Origin of the sequence: Draconibacterium sp. (genome assembly GCF_041583095.1) — a bacterium.
In the GTDB taxonomy this organism is placed as follows: Bacteria; Bacteroidota; Bacteroidia; order Bacteroidales; family Prolixibacteraceae; genus Draconibacterium.
Map to the genome: position 1 here is coordinate 1 of NZ_JBFHGM010000263.1, position 7,117 is coordinate 7,117.

Sequence of the window (7,117 nt, forward strand, 5' to 3'; positions counted from 1 at the left end):
CACATTGAACAGACCTGAAGTGTTTTCGTATTATGCGCTGTTAAGTGGTGGTATTTATGCACCTGAGGATATCAAAGATCATTCGAACCTGAAACTGGTATTTATCAGTTGTGGTAGCAAAGAACGTCCGGATGGAGTGAAAAATGCGGCAAAAGCATTAAAAGATGCCGGTTACAACGCGGTTTCGTATGTTTCGGAAGGTACTGCACACGAGTTTCAAACCTGGCGCAGAAGTTTGTATCAACTGGCTCCGCTATTGTTTAAAGAATAACTTATGAAGAATATAGTCCTATTATTTACGGCTTTATTCATCAGCGGAATTTGTGCCGCTCAGGATGTGGTTGAGGATTTTCAGCCGTCATCGGTAAATCAGCCCGGCAAACAATTTCCTCAGGTGAATTCTGAGGGCCGGGTTCGTGCGCAGATTTCAGCACCGGAAGCCAACAATGTCAGACTCGATATTGGCGGCGTAAAATATGAAATGAAAAAAGACGAAAACGGCTTGTGGACCGGTGAATCGGAACCTCAGGATGTTGGTTTTCATTACTACCAGTTAAATGTTGACGGCGCATCAGTTCCCGATCCGGGAACCAAATATTTTTATGGTGCCGGCCGCTGGGGAAGTGGTATTGAAATTCCGGCCGACGACATGGACATTTATGCACTGAAAAATGTGCCGCACGGTATGGTTAGCGAACAGCCCTATTTCTCTGAAATTACGCAGTCGTTTCGCCGTTGTTTTGTTTATACACCTGCAGAGTACTACGCTAATCCTGAAAAACATTATCCGGTACTTTACCTGCAACACGGAAGTTTTGAAGACGAAACCGGATGGGCAAGCCAGGGACATGCCAACCGCATTTTGGATAACCTGATTGCAGCCCAAAAAGCGGTGCCCATGATTATTGTGATGGACAACGGTTATGCCTATAAACCACAAAGTTCAGGCGGCGGTCGTCCGGCAATGGTTTTCGAAGAGGTGATGATGAACGAAATCATTCCGATGATCGATAAACGCTTCCGAACCATTGCTGATCGTGAGCATCGCGCCATTGCGGGCTTGTCGATGGGAGCCAATCAAACCATGCGAATTTGTATGAACAACCTCGATGAGTTTGCGTATTACGGCGGTTTTAGCGGTACATCCAATTACCCCAGTTCCGACGAAATTAATGTGGAAACTTTTTTGAACGGAGCCTTCAAAAACGGGAAATCTGTAAATAAGCAGATGAAAGTTTTCTGGCTGGGTTTGGGAACCAAAGAACCAGAACCTTTTCCCGGCTCAGTTGGTGCTTTCCGAAATATGCTCGAAAAACAGGGCATCGATTATGTGTATTACGAGTCGCCTGAAACTGCTCACGAGTGGCAAACCTGGCGCAGGGATTTACATCAGTATGCCCAGTTGCTGTTCAAATAATTAATTAAATCAAGAAATGAAGAATCTTTTTTTAGTGCTTCTGCTGTTCGTAATAAGTTCAGTAGGGCATACACAAAACAATGATTTTCCGGCAGGAACAAAGCCTGCTTCAACCAATATATTAGGAGCCGAGTATCCCCGTGTCGATTCTTTAGGACAGGTATATTTTCGCATAGAGGCACCTGAAGCAACCAGTATTTCAGTGAGCCTTGGAAATGTTCCGCTAACGAAAGGCGACGATGGTGTTTGGACAGGCGTCACCAAGCCTCAGGATCCTGGTTTTCATTATTATACTTTGAAAATAAATGGTGTAGACGTTGCCGATCCTTATACTGAAACATTTTTTGGTGCAAGTCGCATTATGAGTGGAATGGAAATCCCGGAAGCAGGAGTTGATTTTTACGATATAAAGAATGTTCCTCATGGCCAGGTTCGATCAGTGTATTATTGGTCAAAATCGTTCAACGAGCCTCGTCATGCTTATGTTTATACCCCTCCGGGTTACGACAAGGATCTTGACAAAAAATATCCGGTGCTTTATTTGCAGCACGGTATGGGAGAAGACAGGCGCGCATGGCCAAATCAGGGGCGTACCAATTTTATTCTCGATAACCTGATTGCCGAAGGGAAAGCAAAACCAATGATTATTGTAATGGAAGATGGTGGAATTGCAAGAGCTTTTAATACGCCTATTCGCGATAAATCAGGTAAAATACTTCCCAAACCTGAAAGACAGGGGCCAGGCCGTCGGGGAGGTCCCGGACAAGGACCTAATTTTTGGGATGAATTTACTGAAACCATTATCACCGATCTGATTCCTACAATCGATAAACAATTCAGAACATTAAGTGATCGCGAAAATCGGGCAATTGCAGGTCTTTCGCTTGGGGGAACACAAACCTACCAAATTTCACAGGCCAATCTCGATAAGTTTGCCAGCATCGGTGTTTTTAGTGCTCCGTTTGGATTTCCAGGCGTTGAAAGCGGTTATAACGGCTTGTTGGCAAAACCTGACGAATTCAACAAGCAGGTAAAATTGTTCTACGTATCCATGGGGTCAAAAGAAGGTCCCCGTTCCGGAAGGGCTATTCATGAGACGCTTGATAATGCCGGCATCAACAATGTTTATTACGAAGCACCCGGAACGGCACATGAATTTCAAACCTGGCGCAAAAGCTTGTATGGTTTTGCTCAACTTCTTTTTCAAAAGAAATAATTTGTTATAAATGAAGCACTTTCTGTTAATATTAATAATTATTGCTCAAGCAAGTCTGTTTTGTTTGGGACAAGAAAATACAGAATCAACACCAGCTACAAGCAATGTGGCTGGTGCTGAATATCCCAAAATTCAGACTGATTTAAGTGTGATCTTCAGGGTGAAGGCTCCTGATGCTAAAAAAGTTCAGATTGATTTGGGAAAGTTGTATGATATGACAAAAGATGACCAGGGAGTTTGGAGTGTTACAACCGATCCGCAGGTTCCGGGATTTCACTATTATTCATTGGTTATAGACGGAATTAAAGTTGCCGACCCTGCAAGTGAATCGTTTTATGGTATGGGGAGAATGGCTAGTGCTATTGAGATTCCTGAAAAAGGTGCTGATTTTTATACAATAAAAGATGTTCCGCACGGCGCTTTAAGTTCGAAATATTATTATTCGGAATACACCAAAAGCTGGAGACGCCTCTTTGTTTATACGCCTCCCGGCTACGATAAAAATATCAGCGAAAAATATCCGGTGGTTTATATTCAGCATGGTGGCGGCGAAGATGAAACCGGCTGGGCTGTGCAGGGAAAAACCGATATTATACTGGATAACCTGATTGCCGAAGGAAAAGCCAGGCCATTGATAGTGGTCATTGCCAACGGAAACGTTACAGCACCTGGCGGAGGTTTTGGTGGCTACAGCAGCAAGGGAATGGCTCCTTTCAAAGAAGAAATGACGAAAAATATTGTCCCGTTTATCGATGCAAATTACCGCTCGCTGGCTGATGCTGATAATCGTGCTATTTGCGGACTTTCGATGGGAGGCGGACAATCGTTTTACGTGGGATTGGAAAGCCCTGAGTTTTTTGGCTCTGTAGGTGTATTTAGCACCGGACTGTTTGGTGGAATCAGAACCTCGGGAAGTGGTTTTGATGCCGAAAAAGAAATTCCGGGACTTTTATCCGAGTCCGATAAATTCAATAAAAATCTGGATTTGTTCTATATTTCATGTGGTGAGCAGGACATGCGTATTGAACATACCAAAAAGGCGGTAAAAACTATGCGTGAAAACGGCCTGGAAGTGGAGTTCAATTCTTTTCCCGGCGACCACGAATGGCAGGTTTGGAGAAAGTCCTTACACGATTTTGCATCAAGGGTATTTCAGTAAAATAACTAAAATCTAAATTATGAAACGTACAAAACATCTGTTGTTGGTTATTACTGCTTTGTTTGTGTGCCCAATACTTTCACAAGCGCAGCAGGCCAATGTTAATCTCGATTATAATCCGCAAAAAGACACCGAAGGATTAATTCCCTTTAGTGCGCCTTTAAATTCTCCTGAAGTGCACGACGATCATATGGTAACTTTTCGCTTAAAAGCACCTGAAGCCAAGGTGGTTACAATTACGGATGGAACCATTCTTACGGCTCTTGGCAGAGGGCGTGAGCCACTTCCGCTTGAAAAAGGTGAAGACGGAATTTGGTCGGTAACGGTGGGGCCTTTCGAACCCGATATGTATGCTTATCATTTTAACGTTGACGGCATGCAAATTTGTGACCCGAGCAACACCATTGCTGCTTTTACGGCCATGCCGCCTTACAGTCAGTTGATAGTGCACGGTGACGGCCCGGCGTATTACGATGCCAAAAACGTACCTCACGGAAATGTGACACGACACATTTATCATTCGGATGTTACCAATGGCGAACGCGAAATGTATGTGTATACACCACCGGGTTACGATCCTTCTAAAGAATATCCGGTGCTTTATCTTGTGGGCGGTAGCGGCGAATTACCATCGAACTGGATTTACGACGGCCGCGCGAACCTCATTCTGGATAATTTACTGGCCGAGGGGAAAGCGAAACCGATGATTATTGCTATTCCAAACAACCAGGTGATTCACCGTAATCATCCGCAGCACGCAGAACTTACTTTCGATATTTTTGAAAAAGAACTGCGTAACCATGTTATTCCATTGGTTGATGCAAGTTACAGCACTATTCCAAATCCAAAAGGACGTGCCATTTCCGGTTTGTCGATGGGTGGACGACACAGTATGTTTATTGGTTTCCGTTCGCTCGATTTATTTGCGAATTTTGGAATTTTAAGTGCCGGAGATGTAACTGCCGAAACTACGCTTTCACAATTTCTGAATGATCCGAAGGTAAACGACAAAGTAGATTACCTTTTTATCGGACAGGGTACTGAAGAAGCAAAAGGTTTTTTTAGCCGACGAGTTGATGCTTTGTGTAAGGCTCTTGACAATCACAACATTGAATACGATTATTATGTGGGCGGTAGTGGCGGTCATGTTTGGTCAACCTGGCGGCACTTACTTTATTACCGCTTTCTGCCAAATCTTTGGAAATAACAAACAAAAATAATAAGCGTCAATGTAGTTTAGATTCATTGATAAAAGACCCTTCGACTTCGCTCAGGGTGACCGTCAGACTGAGCGTAGTCGAAGTCTGATTGTACAAACTAAAAGACTGAAATTTAATAGCTATCAATAATGAAAAAAACATTCTATTTAATTGCAATCGCAATCATCGTTATTATGAATGCTTGTTCTCAACTTCCGCCCGAGCAGGTAAAGGTTGAACAGGGAATTGTAGAAGGAACCATTGAGGATGGGCTTCGGGTTTTTAAAGGAGTGCCGTTTGCTGCACCTCCGGTAGGCGATTTACGCTGGAAAGCACCACAACCTGCTGAAAAGTGGGAAGGCGTAAAAGAAACCAAAGAATTTGGACCTTCACCAATGCAGGGAGGGAATCCTCCGGCTGGAAAAAGCGAAGACTGTCTGTACCTGAACATCTGGACTCCGGCAATGACGGCCGAAGAAAAACTACCTGTTTTGGTATGGATATACGGCGGCGGTTTTAGTGGCGGAGCAACTTCGTATTACGATGGAGCGATATTGGCTAAAGAAGGAGTTGTTTTGGTAAGTGTTGCTTACCGCGTAAATCAGTTTGGCTTTTTGGCGCACCCAGAACTGAGTGCTGAAAGCCCGAATCACGTTTCAGGAAACTACGGTATTCTCGACCAGATTGCGGGTTTACAATGGATTCAGGATAATATTGCTGCTTTTGGTGGCGATCCTTCAAAAGTTACCATATTTGGCGAATCGGCCGGAGGTATTTCGGTAAGTATGTTGTGTGCATCGCCTTTGGCAAAAGGTCTGTTTAGTGGCGCTATTTCGCAAAGTGGCGGTTCGTTTGGCCCAACCCGTCCTTCAACCATGCCGGGCGAAAATATGAAAACACTTGAGAAGGCAGAAGCTGATGGCGTGGAGTACATGCAAAATGCAGGTGTTTCCAGTCTGGCTGAACTTCGTGCTTTGGATGCCGACGAGGTGCCAAGCGGTTTCGGTATGGCAGGAGGATGGCCCATTGTTGATGGTTATGTAATTCCCGACGATCAGTATAAACTTTACGAAGAAGGAAAATACAACGATGTGCCTGTGCTTATCGGGTACAATTCGGATGAGGGAGCAAGTTTCTCGCGCGAAAGGGAACCCGAACAATATTATACCGGGGTAAGAGCGCGGTACGGAAAATTTGCCGACAAACTGATTGAAGCTTATCCGGCAGGAGAAAACACGGTTCCTAAAACCGCACGCGACCTGGCTCGCGATGCCGCTTTTGGATGGCATACCTGGAGTTGGGCGCGTTTGCAATCGGAAACAGGAGAATCGGATGTATATTTGTACTATTTCGATCAGCACCCCGATTATCCCGAAGATTCGCCTCGTTACGGTTATGGCTCGCCACACGGACAGGATGTAGCTTTTGTTTTTGGATTGAATCCGGAAGATCAACATGAGAATGAGTCAGACCTGGCACTTTCGGAGGTAATGGTGGATTACTGGACCAACTTTGCAAAATACGGTAACCCGAATGGCGAAGGTGTTCCTGAGTGGCCGGCTTTCAGCAACGAAAATCCCGATGTGATGTACCTGAAAGGGGCAACACCTTTTGTGGGCGAGGTGCCAAGTGCAGCGTCGTTAGAAGTACTGAACGAGTACTTTGAGTGGCGACGTTCGCCCGAAGGCAAAGAATGGGTAAACAGCCTTGAATAATTGTAGATGTATAAATAATAAATCAGAATTAAAATGAAGAAAATACACCGAGTTTTATTTTTACTTGTTGTGTTGGCAGCTGTGTTTGCCAATCAAATTACAGCACAGGAAAGTGCTTCGCGAATTGTTGAAGACGGGGGAACAGGCGAATACAAAGCCATTATGATTTCGGAGCCTTCCTTGGCAACACACACTGTTTTTCGGCCTCAGGATTTGAGCGCTTTTGGCAAGAAAAACAAACTGCCGGTTATTGCCTGGGGAAACGGAGCCTGTGCCAACTCACCATGGGAACATGTTAACTTTCTGAATGAGGTGGCATCGCACGGATTTTTGGTGATTGCCATTGGCCCGATGCCGGCAGAAGGCGAACGTGGCGGTGGCCGTTCACAATCGTCGCAATTAACCGAAGCC

General features: G+C 44.7%; 5 protein-coding genes and 2 pseudogenes. All 7 read left to right on the plus strand.

The genetic code is table 11. The annotated features are described in order from the left end of the window. Positions 1-271: pseudogene (locus ABZB17_RS18450) on the plus strand (esterase); the annotation flags it as partial. A gap of 3 nt (positions 272-274) precedes the next feature. Further along, the gene (locus ABZB17_RS18455; RefSeq protein ID WP_372652350.1) at positions 275-1,417 is read left to right on the plus strand and encodes an alpha/beta hydrolase-fold protein; all 1,143 of its coding nucleotides are present in this window, start codon (positions 275-277) and stop codon (positions 1,415-1,417) included. Between the two features lie 16 nt (positions 1,418-1,433). Continuing rightward, on the plus strand, positions 1,434-2,633 hold the full coding sequence (locus ABZB17_RS18460; protein ID WP_372652352.1) for an alpha/beta hydrolase: 1,200 nt from the start codon (positions 1,434-1,436) through the stop codon (positions 2,631-2,633). Between the two features lie 10 nt (positions 2,634-2,643). Next, positions 2,644-3,792 carry an alpha/beta hydrolase-fold protein gene (locus ABZB17_RS18465; protein ID WP_372652354.1) on the plus strand — a complete coding sequence of 383 codons (1,149 nt, stop codon included), beginning with the start codon at positions 2,644-2,646 and terminating at the stop codon, positions 3,790-3,792. A gap of 19 nt (positions 3,793-3,811) precedes the next feature. Next, positions 3,812-4,999 (plus strand): esterase, encoded by a 1,188-nt coding sequence (locus ABZB17_RS18470; RefSeq protein WP_372652357.1) that lies wholly within the window; start codon positions 3,812-3,814, stop codon positions 4,997-4,999. 141 nt (positions 5,000-5,140) lie between these two features. Continuing rightward, positions 5,141-6,706, plus strand: a complete 1,566-nt coding sequence (locus ABZB17_RS18475; protein ID WP_372652359.1) for a carboxylesterase/lipase family protein — start codon at positions 5,141-5,143, stop codon at positions 6,704-6,706. A gap of 33 nt (positions 6,707-6,739) precedes the next feature. Then, positions 6,740-7,117, plus strand: a pseudogene (locus ABZB17_RS18480) (hypothetical protein); the annotation flags it as partial.

Excerpts from the sequence above, each read along its gene's own strand:
- ABZB17_RS18455 (WP_372652350.1), top strand. The coding sequence starts at position 275 with ATGAAGAATATAGTCCTATTATTTACGGCTTTATTCATCAGCGGAATT.
- ABZB17_RS18460 (WP_372652352.1), top strand. The coding sequence starts at position 1,434 with ATGAAGAATCTTTTTTTAGTGCTTCTGCTGTTCGTAATAAGTTCAGTA.
- ABZB17_RS18465 (WP_372652354.1), top strand. The coding sequence starts at position 2,644 with ATGAAGCACTTTCTGTTAATATTAATAATTATTGCTCAAGCAAGTCTG.
- ABZB17_RS18470 (WP_372652357.1), top strand. The coding sequence starts at position 3,812 with ATGAAACGTACAAAACATCTGTTGTTGGTTATTACTGCTTTGTTTGTG.
- ABZB17_RS18475 (WP_372652359.1), top strand. The coding sequence starts at position 5,141 with ATGAAAAAAACATTCTATTTAATTGCAATCGCAATCATCGTTATTATG.